Source organism: Micromonospora fulviviridis (assembly GCF_014648395.1).
In the GTDB taxonomy this organism is placed as follows: Bacteria; Actinomycetota; Actinomycetes; order Mycobacteriales; family Micromonosporaceae; genus Micromonospora; species Micromonospora fulviviridis.
Window position 1 is genome coordinate 371,236 of the sequence record NZ_BMRA01000003.1, and the last position, 12,449, is coordinate 383,684.

Genomic DNA, 12,449 nt, shown 5'->3' on the forward strand with positions numbered 1-12,449 from the left:
GATCGGCTCCGGCGGCACGCCGTCACCGACCCCCACGACGCCCACGCCGACGCCGACCAGCCCGACGCCGAGCCCCACCCCGACCACCCCGCCGCCGTCCGGCGGCAACCTCGCCCTCGGCCTGCCGGCCACCGCGTCCAGCAGCACCCAGACGTACGCGGCGGCGAACGCGGTGGACGGCAACGCCGGCACCTACTGGGAGAGCGCCAACAACGCGTTCCCGCAGACGCTGACCGTGGACCTCGGCGCGGCGCGCACCGTCGACCGGGTCGTGCTCAAGCTGCCGGCCGGCTGGGAGCGGCGCACCCAGACGCTGTCGGTGCTCGGCTCCACCGACGGATCCACCTGGACCACGCTGAAGGCGTCGGCCGGCTACGCCTTCGACCCGGCCACCGGCAACACCGTGACGATCCCGCTGGCGGCGGGGGAGCGGCGGCACCTGCGGCTCAGCGTCACGGGCAACACCGGCTGGCCGGCCGGCCAGGCCGCCGAGTTCGAGGTGTACGGCGGCGGCACCACCACCCCGCCGCCGACCACCACGCCGCCCCCGACCACCACCCCGCCGCCGCCGAGCGGCAACCTGGCCGCCGGGCGGCCGGTCACCGAGACCAGCCACGCCGACGTGTACGGCGCGGCCAACACGGTCGACGGCAACGCCGGCACGTACTGGGAGAGCGCCAACAACGCGTTCCCGCAGTCGCTCACCGTGGACCTCGGCGCGACGTACCCGGTGTCCCGGGTCGTGCTGAAGCTGCCACCCTCGCCGGCCTGGCAGACGCGCACCCAGACGCTGTCGGTGCTCGGCTCCACCGACGGGTCCACCTGGACCACGGTGAAGGCGTCGGCCGGCTACACCTTCGACCCGGCCACCGGAAACACCGCCACCATCACCTTCCCGTCCGCCGGACGCCGGCACCTGCGGCTGAGCTTCACCGGCAACACCGGCTGGCCCGCCGGTCAGCTCGGCGAGTTCGAGGTGTACGCCACCTGACCGCCCCGGGGTCCCCGCGGCGCGGCGGGGACCCCGTCCACCCCCCACCACACCACCTCTCCACGTCCCCGGAAGAAGGTGTCCCTCCACCATGTCCAGATTCCGTACCCGGCTGGTCGCGGTGCTCGCCGCGGTCGCGCTGGCCGTCACGGCCCCGCCCCCGTCCCCGGCCGCCGCGGCCGGCGGTCCCAACCTCGCGCTGGGCCGCACCGCCACCGCCAGCAGCGCCAACGGCCCGTACGCGGCCGGCAACCTCACCGACGGCAACGCCGGCAGCTACTGGGAGAGCGCCGGCAGCACCTTCCCCCAGTGGGCCCAGGTCGACCTCGGTTCCGCCCAGTCGGTCGACCAGGTCGTGCTGAAGCTTCCCGCCGGCTGGGAGTCCCGCACCGAGACCCTGTCGGTGCAGGGCAGCACCGACGGAAGCAGCTTCACCACCCTGCTCGCCTCGGCCGGGCGCACGTTCAGCCCGGCCAACGGCAACACGGTCGCGCTGAGCTTCCCGGCCACCAGCGCCCGCCACGTCCGGATCACGGTCACCGCCAACACCGGCTGGGCCGCCGCGCAACTCGCCGAGCTGGAGGTGTACGGGGCGGCGAACTCGTCGACCAACCTGGCCCTGGGCCGGGCCATGGCGGAGAGCAGCCACTCCGACGTCTACGGCGCGGCCAACGCCAACGACGGCAACCCGGCCACCTACTGGGAGAGCGCCAACAACGCCTTCCCGCAGTGGATCCGGGTCGACCTCGGCGCCGCCGTGGTGGCCAACAAGGTGGTGCTCAAGCTGCCCGCCGGCTGGCCGGCGCGCACCCAGACGCTGACGGTGCAGGGCAGCACCGACGGCTCCACCTTCACCACGCTCGTCGCCTCCGCCGGGTACGCCTTCGACCCCGCCGGCGGCAACACGGTCACCGTCACGTTCGGCACGACCACCACCCGGTACGTGCGGCTGCTGGTCACCGCCAACACCGGCTGGCCCGCCGGCCAGGTCGCCGAGCTCGAGGTCTACGGCCCGGCCACCGGCGACACCCAGCCGCCGAGCGCCCCCGGCAACCTGGCCCTCACCGAGCCCGCCGCCGACCAGGTCCGGCTCACCTGGACGGCGTCCACCGACAACGTCGGCGTCACCGGCTACGACATCTACGCCAACGGCACGCTGCGCACCAGCGTCGGAGCGTCGACCCTCACGTACACCGACACCCAGCCGGCCGGGGCGACGGTCTCCTACTACGTCCGGGCCCGCGACGCGGCCGGCAACCAGTCCGCCAACAGCAACACCGTCACCCGCACCGGCAACACCGGGGACACCACGGCACCGACCGCGCCGGGCAACCTGGCGTACACCCAGCCGGCGGCCGGGCAGATCCGGCTGACCTGGACGGCGTCGACTGACAACGTCGGCGTCACCGGCTATGACGTCTACGCCAACAACGCACTGCGCGGCAGTGTCAACGGCTCCACCCTGACGTACACCGACAGCCAGCCGGACAGCGCCACCGTCTCCTACTACGTGCGGGCCCGCGACGCGGCCGGGAACGTCTCGGCGACCTCCAACACGGTCACCCGGACGGGCAGCACGCCGGGCGGCACCAACCTGGCCGCCGGCAAGCCGATCACCGCCTCCTCGGTGGTGCACGTGTTCAACGCGGTCAACGCCAACGACGGCGACGTGACGACCTACTGGGAGGGTGCGCCGGGGGCGTACCCGAGCACGCTGACCGTGGCGCTCGGCGCCAACGCCAGCATCAGCGCCATCGTGGTGAAGCTCAACCCGGACCCGGTGTGGGGGCCGCGCACGCAGACCTTCCAGGTGCTCGGCCGGGAGCAGTCCGCCTCCGGGTTCACCACCGTGGTCGGCTCGGCGACGTACTCGTTCAGCCCGAGCAGCAGCAACACGGTGACCATCCCGGTGAGCGCCACGGCCGCGGACGTGCGGCTCCAGTTCACCGCCAACTCGGGCTCGTCCAACGGGCAGGTCGCGGAGTTCCAGGTGATCGGCACCCCGGCGCCGAACCCGGACCTCACCGTCACGGCCCTGTCCGCGGCGCCGTCCGCGCCGGTGGAGACCGACCCGGTCACCCTCTCCGCCACCGTCCGCAACGCCGGCACCGCGCCGGCCGCCGCCTCCGCGGTGACCTTCAACCTGGGTACGACGAAGGTCGGCACCGCGGCGGTCGGCGCGCTCGCGGCCGGCGCCTCGGCGACCGTGTCGGTCAACATCGGCGCGCGCAACGCCGGCACCTACGAGGTGACCGCCACGGCCGACGAGGCGAACACGGTCATCGAGCAGAACGAGTCGAACAACAGCCGCACCGCCTCGCTGACGGTGAGCGCCGTGCCCAGCTCCGACCTGGTGGCCGGGGCGGTGAGCTGGTCACCCGGCACGCCGACCGCCGGCGCCGCGGTCAACTTCTCGGTGTCGATCCGCAACCAGGGCACCGTGGCCTCGGCCGCCGGGGCGCACGGCATCACCCTCACCGTGCTGAGCGACAGCGGCGCGGTGGTGCGCACCCTCACCGGCTCGTACAGCGGCACCCTGGCGGCCGGGGCGACGAGCCCGCCGGTCAGCCTGGGGACCTGGACGGCGGCGAACGGGAGGTACACCGTGCGGGTGGCGCTCGCCGCCGACGCCAACGAACTGCCGGTCAAGCAGCAGAACAACACCAGCGACCGGGCGCTCTTCGTCGGGCGGGGCGCGAACGTCCCGTACGACACGTACGAGGCCGAGGACGGCCGGGTCGGCGGCGGCGCGCAGGTGATCGGGCCGAACCGGACCATCGGCGACCTGGCCGGCGAGGCGTCCGGCCGCCGGGCGGTCACCCTGAACACCACCGGCGCGTACGTCGAGTGGACCACCCGGGCCGCCACCAACACCCTGGTCACCCGCTTCTCCATCCCGGACGCCCCGGGCGGCGGCGGGATCGACTCGACGTTGAACATCTACGTCAACGGGGTGCTGCACAAGCCGATCAACCTGACCTCGAAGCACATCTGGCTCTACGGGGCCGAGGCGGGCCCGAGCGACTCGCCGGGCGCCGGCGCGCCCCGCCACCTGTACGACGAGGCCAACGTGATGCTGAACTCGACCGTCCCGGCCGGCGCCACCATCCGGCTCCAGAAGGACCCGGCCAACAGCACCACGTACGCGATCGACTTCGTCAACACCGAACTGGTGTCGCCGCGGGCCAACCCGGACCCGGCCCGTTACAAGGTGCCGAACGGCTTCAGCCACGCCGACGTGCAGAACGCGCTGGACGCCGTCCGGATGGACACCACCGGCAACCTCGTCGGCGTCTACCTGCCGCCGGGCACCTACGACACCGCGCAGAAGTTCCAGGTGTACGGCAAGGCGGTCACGGTGGTCGGCGCGGGCATGTGGTACACCCGCTTCCAGACGCCCACCAACCAGCAGAACACCGACGCCGGTTTCCGGGTGGAGTCCTCGGCGAGCGGGTCGACCTTCGCCCACCTGGCGTTCTTCGGCAACTACACCAACCGGATCGACGGTCCGGGCAAGGTGTGGGGCGAGCTGAAGGACGTCGACAACATGACGCTGGACAGCGTCTGGGTCGAGCACACCGTCTGCGCGTACTGGGGGGTGAGCGTCAGCGGGCTGACCATCCGGGACAGCCGGTTCCGGGACACCTTCGCCGACGCCGTGAACATGACCAACGCCAGCACCAACAACCTGGTCACCAACTCGGAGGGCCGCTCCAACGGCGACGACGCCTTCGCGCTGTTCTCCGCGACCGACCAGGGCGGCTCGGGCGGCAACCACGGCAACGTGTTCGAGAACCTGACCGCCACGCTCACCTGGCGGGCGGCCGGGGTGGCCGTGTATGGCGGCTACGACAACATCTTCCGCAACCTCTACATCGCCGACATGCTGACGTACTCGGGCATCACCATCAGCTCGCTGGACTTCGGCTACCCGTTCGTCGGGTTCGGCGCCAGCCCGCCCACCCAGTTCCAGAACGTCTCGCTGATCCGGGCGGGTGGGCACTTCTGGGGTGCGCAGACGTTCCCCGCGATGTGGCTCTTCTCCGCCTCCAAGGAGTTCCGCGGCATCCGGGTGTCCGACGTGGACATCGTCGACCCGACGTACTCCGGGATCATGTTCCAGACCAAGTACAACGGCAGCCAACCGGAGAACCCGGTCACCGACACGGTCCTCACCAACGTGTCGATCTCCGGGGCGAGGCGCAGCGGTGACGCCTTCGACGCCAAGTCGGGCTTCGGCATCTGGGTCAACGAGATGCCCGAGCCGGGGCAGGGTCCGGCGGTCGGCTCCGCCACCTTCACCAACCTCCGGCTGACCGACAACTACCAGGACATCAGGAACACGACCAGCACGTTCACCATCACCCGGAACTGACCCTCCGGTCAGCGGCGCCGCCGGGGGGACCCCGTCCTCCCGGCGGCGCCGCAGCTATAGATGAACGTCACTCTGATCGGTTAGGGTGGGCCACCGGAGAAGGGAGGTACCGATGCGTCGATCGGTACGGCTGGTGGCGGCGACCGTCGCCGGCGTCTGCCTGGCGCCCGGGACGGCCGCGGCCGCCCGGGCCGAGACCGTCGTCCCGCGGCACGCCGTCGTGGTGTGCCAGACCGCCAGCTTCTACGACAACTACGACTCGGCCCGCGGCCCGTACGGGCTCAAGCGCACCCTCACCTACGGCAACAAGATCGGGCACACCCCCGGGGTCCACCCGGTCTACAACGGCTGGGCGGCGTCCTTCGACTTCGGCCCCAACGACTGGGGCTACCTGCGCCTGGAGTGCATCGGAGGCTACGACTCATGGTGAACCCGACCCGGCTCGCCGCCGCCGGCGTGGCCGCCGTCCTCGCGGTGACCGCCCTGCCCACGGCCGCGCACGCCGCCAACGGCACGATCGGGCAGCGGGAGACCGTCTGCGCCACCGACCTGTTCGTCCGGACCGACCCCAACGGCGCGTGGATGGGCACCCTCTACCGCGGCCAGACCTTCCTGGTCGAGGGGCCCCGCAGCGGCGGCTACGTGTACGGATTCGCCTACGGGCACGTCAACCGGCGCGGCTGGGTGCAGGACGGCTGGTTCTGCTGACCCGGCCGCTCACAGCCCGGCGCACGCCGAGCCGTCCACCGTGCAGCCCTCCGGCTTCGTGGCCGTCAGGTCGGGATCCCGCACGTCGAACCGGATGGTGGCCGACCCGCCCGCCGGTACCGCCGTGCCGGTGAAGGTGACCACCGCCCCGTCCTGCTTCGCCTCGGCCCCGTTGACGGTGCCGACGGTGGCGCCGTCGCCGAGCGTGACGGTCACCGTCCAGCCCGACCGCGCCGCCGAACCGGGATTGCTCAGCACCACCTGGCCGCGGTAGCCGAAGACCCGGTCGGAGACGGTCTCGTAGCTGGCGGCCAGCGGAGCGGCCGGCGACGGGCTGGGGCTCGGCGCACGGGTGGGGGAGGCGGACGGGGTCGGGTCCGGCGCGACGCTGCGGCGGGTGGCCGACGGCGTGGCCCGCGACGGCGTCGCCTTCGGCGACCCGCTGCTCGCGGAGGGCACCACCAGCGGCGACGACGGCGGCGCGGCGGCCGGCGCCGGCAGCGCGGGTCGGGTGGCCCAGACCGTCACCCCGGCGGCCGCCCCGAGCACCGCCAGCACCCCGGCCACCAGCACCGCCCGGCGGCGACCGGCCCCGCTGCGGGCGTCGCCGAGCAGCCCGACCACCGGCAGTTCGGCGGTCAGCCCGCCCTCGGCGCGGCGCAGGTCGACCTGCTGGAACGCGAGCCAGTCGAGGATCGCCGGGAGCCGCCCGGTCACCGCACCCTGGTGCTGCTCGGCGCGCTGGTCGGCGTCCCAGTCGCCCTGCTCCAGCACCTCCCGCACGGACAGCCGGCAACCGTGGTCGGTGGGGACGAGGTCGCAGGCCAGCCGGGTGCTCCGGTCCCCCTCCCGGCAGCGCAGCACCAGGCGTTCCGGCGCACGCAGCTCGACCACCTCCACCTCGGTGTCGGCGTCGTACCCGGGCAGCCCCGCGGTCCGCAGCAGGGTCCGGTCACCCAGCGGCTCGCTTCCGGCGAACCACTTGGCGAGCAGCTCCCGTTCCGTCAGCGCCCGCCAGATCCGTGCCGGCGGGTGGAACAGGTCGACCTCGGTGGCGATCTCGATCACGCGGAGACTCTAAGGGGCGCCCGTCCCACCATGTCGGACGGGCGATCCCTACTCCGCGGGCCGGTCCGGGCCGCCGTCGTGCCAGCGGGCACGGAAGGCCGCCTCGCTCGCCTCGTGGCTGGCCTTCTCCTCGTAGACGGCCCGGCGCAGCGCGGCGCGGGCCTCCGCCATCATCACCAGCTCGACCGCGACGAGCGCGACGCAGATCGCGGTGAGCAGGCCGAGCGCGGCGAGCGCCGGCAGGTGCCGGCCGGCCGGCAGCCCGGCGGCGAGCGCGGCGAGGGCGGCGACCCGGGTCCACGACACGGTCCGCAGGGTCCGCAGCTGGAACGCCATGTCCGCGGCGAGGTAGAGCATCACGCCGGCGAAGAGCAGTGGCACCGCCGGGCCGTGGGCCTGCTCGGCCACCCCGCCGACCGGGTCGGTGATCGTCCGGACCACCTCCTCCGCGCCGATCGCGAAGAGGATCACCCCCGCGATCATGGGAAGGTAGAGATAGGCGTACGCGTCGCGGGCCATCGCCACCCGCGGACGGCCCTGGGCGGCGTGCAGCGCGATCCGAGCGGCCGGGCCGATCATGTCGAAGTGCGCCCACCAGAGCGCCGCGGTGAACAGGATGCCGAAGATCGCCGCTGGGATGGCCGGCCAGGTCACCGCCTTGCCGATCAGGTTGCCGCCGACGCCGACCGAGATCACCGACTCGCCCAGCGCGATGATCAGGATCAGGTCGTAGCGCTCGGTCCAGTGCTCGGCGGAGGTGATCTGCCAGCCGTCGGTGCCGACCAGCACGCCGCTGGCGTACTGGATGACCACCACGGCGATCCAGAGCCCGTCGCGCACCCAGAGCCCGAGGTCGCGATCCCCGATCTCGGGCGGGAGCAGCGCCGCGACCAGCAGCAGGCAGGTGGTGATCAGCACCTCGGGAGCGAGCTGCCAGAGCTTGCGCCGAGCCGGCGGGTTGCCCCGGGTGGCGTACGCGTAGAGCGACATGTGCACGGCGCGGATCACCATGTAGCTGACGGTCACCAGGATCGGCCCGGCCGCGCCCTCCTGGAAGTTGGCGAAGGTCTGCGGCAGCGCCAGCGCGAAGGTGAAGAGCGCCACCATGCCGATCACCATGAGCACCGGCACGAAGCCCTCGCCCAGCCGGAGCCGGGTGGCCACCGCGCTGTGCACCACCCAGCACCACCAGAGCACGGCGAGCACCAGCATGGCGTGCAGCAGTTCCCGCGGGGTCACGTTCGCGGCGGTGGCCCGGGTGATGATGAAGAACGACACCACGAAGACGAGGTCGAAGAAGACCTCGAACTTGTCCACCCGGGCGGCCGGGGCCACCGGCACGGCGGGCCCCAGCCCCTTGCCCCACCCGTCGCGGCCCACCGCCCGAGTCTGTCAGCGGCGGGACGGCCCCCGGGGCGGAATCGACCGGCGTCCCGGCCGGCTTCCTCAGGTGGTGGACCGGCCCAGGTAGGTGAGCGGGCCCGGGTCGGGCACCGGGATCACGTGGAAGCCCAGCCGGTCGTAGAAGCCGCGGGCCCGGACGTTGGCGGTGACCATGCCGACGTGCAGCGCGGGCGCGCCGGCCCGGGCGGCGGCGGCCAGGAACGTCTCCAGCAGCCGCCGGCCGTGGCCGCGCCCCTGGTGGCTGGGGAGCAGGTCGATGTGCAGGTGGGCCGGATAGCCGGCCAGCTCCGGCACCAGCATCCGCTCGGGGTGGTGGTGCAGGGCGATCATCTCCTCGTCCGGGGTGCGGGGGTCGCCGGCCGGCACGGGGTAGCGGTGTGCCAGCCGGGGGATCCAGACGCGCCGGTAGGCGCGGACGAAGGCGGGGGTGTCGGCGGTGCCGACCACGTAGCCGACCACCCGGCCGGCGTCGGCCAGCACGAACGCCAAGTCCGGTTCGAGGTGCAGGTAGGGGCCGGCGAAGAGGTCGGGCATGAGGTCATCGGAGGCGTACCTCCCGCGGGCGTCGCCGCCGGCGTCGGCGGTGCGGACGCAGATGTCGTAGACGGCCTCGTGGTCGGCGGGCCGGTACGGCCGCACGGCCGCCGTGGATGTCGTGGTGCCGCTCATGCCGGGACCGTACGGCCTGGTATCGCTCTCACCGAAGCCCCGGCGGCCCCGGTTCACCCAGCCGCTGGCGGGCCAGGAACTTCGGCACCACCATCCGCCACGCCTCGCAGACCAGCTCGGTCATCTGGGCGTGGTCGAGCCGCTCGAGGTGGCAGCAGACCCAGTTGAACCGCAGGTCGGAGGGGCGGGGGAGGAAGAACAGGTCCGGCTCGGCGGCGATCAGCCCGTCCCGCTGCTCCTTGGGGTAGCCGAAGCCCATGGTCCGCTCGTCGCGGCTGAACGCGACGTAGACGATCGCGCCCACCCGGAACTTGATCCGGTCGTGGATCAGGTGTTCGGTGGTGCGGGGGAGCGTGCGGGCCAGGGCGCGGACCTCGTCGACGGTGACCACGCCGTGGACGCTAGCCCCACCCTCCGACAATCAGCCGGCCGCCGGGGCGGCGTGGGCGAGCGCGGTCCGGAGCGTGCCGGGGAGCGGCTGGTCCGGCGCCTCGATCCACTGCTGGACGGCGACCCGCAGGGTCGCCAGGAAGGTCGCGGCGAGGATCCGGGCGCGCAGCGCCGCGTCGGCGCCGGTGAGCCGGCGGCCGATCTCCCCGGCCAGCTCCCGCTCGATCGCCGTGTACGCGGCCACCTGGTGCGCCACCAGGGCCGGGTTGCCGTGCAGTCGGCGGCGCCGGTCGAGCCAGGATTCGGCGGTCTCGTCGTACGTCTCGTCGGCCTGGCGCAGCGCGGCCCGGCTCAGCGCCGCCCACGGCGCCAGGTCGGCGGGTTGCTCGCCGATCAGTTCCAGCAGCCGGCGCAGCCGCATGGTGTCGCCGTGGAAGAGCGCCTCCTCCTTACTGGAGAAGTAGTTGGAGAACGTGCGCCGGGACACGTTGGCGGCGTCGGCGATCGCCTCCACGGTGACCCGGTCCGGCCCCTGCTCGGTGGCGAGGCGCAGGGCCGCCTCGTGCAGGGCGAGGCGGGTCGCCGCCTTCTTCCGCTCCCGCAGCCCGGTGGCCTCCTCCATGGCTCCCAGCGTACGTGATCCGTTTCTCAATGAGCAAACTTGCCTACTGCGCAAGATTCGCGAATGATTGCTTGAGGCAACCAAGGCAGGGGAGGGGAAGAGTGGACGCCACCAGCCAAGAGCTCGTCACCCGGTTGCAGGATCTGCTGACCGGCGTGCGGCTGCTCAAGCAGCGGCGCGCGGACGACCGGCCGGCCGTGCCGCCCGGCCTGGTGGGGCTGCTCCGGCACATCGACCGGGGCGCCGCCGCGGGCTGCCACGCCCGGGACCTGGCGGAACGGAGCCGGCTCGACCCCTCGACGGTCAGCCGCGCGGTCGCCGCCCTGGTCGCCGACGGCCTGGTGGACCGGCGCATCGACCCGGAGGACCGGCGGGCCAGCCACCTCACGGTCACTCCGGCCGGCCGGGCCGCCCTGACCGAGGCCTACGACTGGTACGGCGGGGTGCTCTCCCGCGCGCTCGCCGACTGGAGCCCCGGCGAGGTGGCGGCCCTGTCCGCCGCGCTCGCGCGCCTCACCCGCGACCTTGAGGTCGCCCTCACCCGACACGACAACCTGGAGGACGCGCGATGAGCGCACCCACCGCGACGGCGGACGCCGCGCCCATGAACCGGCGGCAGACGCTGGAAGCCCTCAGCGGCCTGTTGCTGGTGCTCTTCGTGGCCATGCTGAGCGGCACGGTCGTCTCGACCGCCCTACCGAAAATCATCGGAGCCCTCAACGGCTCGCAGACCCAGTACACCTGGGTGGTCACCGCCACCCTGCTCACCGCCACGGCGACCACCCCGATCTGGGGCAAGCTCGCCGACCTGTTCAACAAGAAGCTGCTGATCCAGGTCGCCATCGTGGTCTTCCTGGCCGGCTCGGTCGCGGCCGGCTTCGCGCACTCCGCCGGCCAGCTCATCGCCGCCCGCGCCTTCCAGGGCATCGGCGTCGGCGGCCTCCAGGCACTGGTCCAGGTGGCCATCGCGGCGATGATCCCGCCCCGGGAGCGCGGCCGTTACAACGGCTACCTCGGCGGCGTGATGGCCCTCGCCACGGTCGGCGGGCCGCTGCTCGGCGGCCTCATCGTGGACACCTCCTGGCTCGGCTGGCGCTGGTGCTTCTTCGTCGGCGTGCCCGTCGCGGTCGTCGCGCTGCTCCTGCTCCAGGCCACCCTGCACCTGCCCACCGCGCGGCGGGACAACGTGAAGATCGACTACCTGGGCGCCACCCTGATCGCCGCCGGCGTCAGCCTGCTGCTGGTCTGGATCTCGTTCGTCGACGACTCGTTCGCCTGGCTGTCCTGGCAGACCGGCGCGATGGTCGGCGGCTCGGTGCTGCTGCTCGCCCTCGCCGTCCTGGTGGAGTCGCGGGCCGCCGAGCCGGTCGTACCCCTGGAGATCGTCCGCGAGCGCACCACCGCGCTGGCCATCCTGGGCAGCCTCGCGGTCGGCATGGCGATGTTCGGCGGCGCGGTCTTCCTCGGCCAGTACTTCCAGATCGGCCGCGGCTACAGCCCGACCGAGGCCGGCCTGCTCACCATCCCGATGATGGCCGGCGTGCTGCTCTCCTCGATCGTCGCCGGCCGGCTGATCACCGCCACCGGGAGGATCAAGCCGTACATCGTCGCCGGGTCGATCATCCTGGTGGCCGGCTTCGCCCTGCTCGGCACCATCGACCACGAGACCTCGCTGGTCCTGGTCGGCGCCGCCATGTTCATCGTCGGCGTGGGCGTCGGCATGACCATGCAGAACCTGGTGCTCGCGGTGCAGAACACCGTGGCGCTCAAGGACATCGGCGCGGCCAGCTCCACGGTGGCGTTCTTCCGCTCGCTCGGCGGCACCATCGGCGTGTCGGTGCTCGGCGCGGTGCTCGCCCGCCGGGTCACCGACCGGATCACCCACGACCTGGCCGCGGCCGGGATCCCCACCTCGGGCGGCGGCGGCAGCAGCACGCTCAACCTCGCCGCCCTGCCCGCGCCGGTGCAGAACATTGTGCGGGCCGCGTATGGTGACGCGACCGGGCACATCTTCCTGATCTCGGCCGCCATCGCGGTCGTCGGGATCCTGGCCGCGCTGTTGCTCAAGCCGGTCACCCTGCGGTCCAGCCTGGACCTGCCCGACACCGCCCGCTCGGTCGCCGTCGCGGCCGACGCGGTCGACGGGGCGCCCGCCTTCGACGAGGTGGCCGTGGACGCCACGGGGCCGGGCGAACGCGTCCGCCGCTGACGCCCCGTCGTCC

The 12,449-nt window shown here is 73.0% G+C and carries 11 protein-coding genes; 6 read left to right on the plus strand and 5 right to left on the minus strand.

The window, feature by feature from the left end:
• The 4 genes from IEY96_RS10280 to IEY96_RS10295 form a co-directional block, all read left to right on the plus strand.
• Window positions 1-991, plus strand: a 991-nt coding sequence (locus tag IEY96_RS10280) for a discoidin domain-containing protein (protein ID WP_189194573.1), incomplete at its 5' end; no start/stop codon positions are given.
• Between the two features lie 91 nt (window positions 992-1,082).
• Window positions 1,083-5,366, plus strand: a complete 4,284-nt coding sequence (locus IEY96_RS10285; RefSeq protein WP_189194574.1) for a discoidin domain-containing protein — start codon at window positions 1,083-1,085, stop codon at window positions 5,364-5,366.
• A 112-nt stretch (window positions 5,367-5,478) separates the two neighbouring features.
• Window positions 5,479-5,796 carry a hypothetical protein gene (locus IEY96_RS10290; protein WP_229791495.1) on the plus strand — a complete coding sequence of 106 codons (318 nt, stop codon included), beginning with the start codon at window positions 5,479-5,481 and terminating at the stop codon, window positions 5,794-5,796.
• On the plus strand, window positions 5,790-6,074 hold the full coding sequence (locus IEY96_RS10295) for a hypothetical protein (protein WP_189194575.1): 285 nt from the start codon (window positions 5,790-5,792) through the stop codon (window positions 6,072-6,074). The genes IEY96_RS10290 and IEY96_RS10295 overlap by 7 nt, the downstream gene beginning before the upstream one ends.
• Window positions 6,075-6,083: 9 nt before the next feature.
• Here IEY96_RS10295 and IEY96_RS10300 read toward each other — a convergent pair whose 3' ends face one another.
• The 5 genes from IEY96_RS10300 to IEY96_RS10320 form a co-directional block, all read right to left on the minus strand.
• Window positions 6,084-7,142 carry an SRPBCC domain-containing protein gene (locus IEY96_RS10300; RefSeq protein WP_189194576.1) on the minus strand — a complete coding sequence of 353 codons (1,059 nt, stop codon included), beginning with the start codon at window positions 7,140-7,142 and terminating at the stop codon, window positions 6,084-6,086.
• Between the two features lie 48 nt (window positions 7,143-7,190).
• Entirely contained in the window at window positions 7,191-8,522 is a 1,332-nt protein-coding gene (locus IEY96_RS10305) for a low temperature requirement protein A (RefSeq protein ID WP_189194577.1), read from the minus strand.
• A gap of 66 nt (window positions 8,523-8,588) precedes the next feature.
• The gene (locus tag IEY96_RS10310; RefSeq protein WP_189194578.1) at window positions 8,589-9,215 is read right to left on the minus strand and encodes a GNAT family N-acetyltransferase; all 627 of its coding nucleotides are present in this window, start codon (window positions 9,213-9,215) and stop codon (window positions 8,589-8,591) included.
• Between the two features lie 28 nt (window positions 9,216-9,243).
• Window positions 9,244-9,606, minus strand: coding sequence for an MmcQ/YjbR family DNA-binding protein (locus IEY96_RS10315; RefSeq protein ID WP_189194579.1), 363 nt, complete (start codon window positions 9,604-9,606; stop codon window positions 9,244-9,246).
• A gap of 30 nt (window positions 9,607-9,636) precedes the next feature.
• Entirely contained in the window at window positions 9,637-10,227 is a 591-nt protein-coding gene (locus IEY96_RS10320) for a TetR/AcrR family transcriptional regulator (RefSeq protein WP_189194580.1), read from the minus strand.
• A 101-nt stretch (window positions 10,228-10,328) separates the two neighbouring features.
• Between IEY96_RS10320 and IEY96_RS10325 the strand changes: the two genes are divergently transcribed.
• Window positions 10,329-10,799, plus strand: a complete 471-nt coding sequence (locus tag IEY96_RS10325) for a MarR family winged helix-turn-helix transcriptional regulator (protein ID WP_229791496.1) — start codon at window positions 10,329-10,331, stop codon at window positions 10,797-10,799.
• Window positions 10,796-12,436, plus strand: coding sequence for an MDR family MFS transporter (locus IEY96_RS10330; RefSeq protein WP_189194582.1), 1,641 nt, complete (start codon window positions 10,796-10,798; stop codon window positions 12,434-12,436). The genes IEY96_RS10325 and IEY96_RS10330 overlap by 4 nt, the downstream gene beginning before the upstream one ends.
• Window positions 12,437-12,449 lie beyond the last annotated feature (13 nt).

Coding starts and splice junctions, on each gene's coding strand:
- IEY96_RS10285 (WP_189194574.1), top strand. CDS start 1,083: ATGTCCAGATTCCGTACCCGGCTGGTCGCGGTGCTCGCCGCGGTCGCG.
- IEY96_RS10290 (WP_229791495.1), top strand. CDS start 5,479: ATGCGTCGATCGGTACGGCTGGTGGCGGCGACCGTCGCCGGCGTCTGC.
- IEY96_RS10295 (WP_189194575.1), top strand. CDS start 5,790: ATGGTGAACCCGACCCGGCTCGCCGCCGCCGGCGTGGCCGCCGTCCTC.
- IEY96_RS10310 (WP_189194578.1), bottom strand. CDS start 9,215: ATGAGCGGCACCACGACATCCACGGCGGCCGTGCGGCCGTACCGGCCC.
- IEY96_RS10320 (WP_189194580.1), bottom strand. CDS start 10,227: ATGGAGGAGGCCACCGGGCTGCGGGAGCGGAAGAAGGCGGCGACCCGC.
- IEY96_RS10330 (WP_189194582.1), top strand. CDS start 10,796: ATGAGCGCACCCACCGCGACGGCGGACGCCGCGCCCATGAACCGGCGG.